The sequence below is a fragment of the Aeromonas enteropelogenes genome, from assembly GCF_000819845.1.
In the GTDB taxonomy this organism is placed as follows: Bacteria; Pseudomonadota; Gammaproteobacteria; order Enterobacterales; family Aeromonadaceae; genus Aeromonas; species Aeromonas enteropelogenes.
Genome location: NZ_CDCG01000031.1, coordinates 1 through 378, shown reverse-complemented (window position 1 = coordinate 378; position 378 = coordinate 1). Strand labels below are relative to the sequence as shown.

General features: G+C 65.1%; 1 pseudogene. It reads left to right on the top strand.

Annotation, left to right across the window (positions count from 1 at the left end):
* Window positions 1-273: pseudogene (trmE, locus tag BN1123_RS11185) on the top strand (tRNA uridine-5-carboxymethylaminomethyl(34) synthesis GTPase MnmE); the annotation flags it as partial.
* Between the last annotated feature and the right edge of the window lie 105 nt (window positions 274-378).

Here is a 378-nt window from a genome sequence, read left to right as displayed (position 1 = left end):
CTGCCCGCCCTGCGCGAGCACCTGAAGGCCTGCATGGGCTTCCAAGGCAACACCGAAGGGGGCTTCATGGCCCGCCGCCGCCATCTGGACGCGCTGGAGCGGGCCGCCGAGCGGCTGCTGGTGGCCAAGGAGCAGCTGGAGGTATTCGTCGCCGGCGAGCTGGTGGCCGAAGAGCTGCGTCTGGCGCAGGAGTCCCTCTCCGAGATCACCGGCGAGTTCAGCTCAGACGATCTGCTGGGCCGGATCTTCTCCAGCTTCTGCATCGGCAAGTAAGGCCGAACTACAACGCCGAGAGCCGGCAAGAAACAGATACCGTTTGATGGCATCCCCATCTTCTCGCGGCTCCTGACGCCTCCTGATAACCCTGTCCGCCATGGT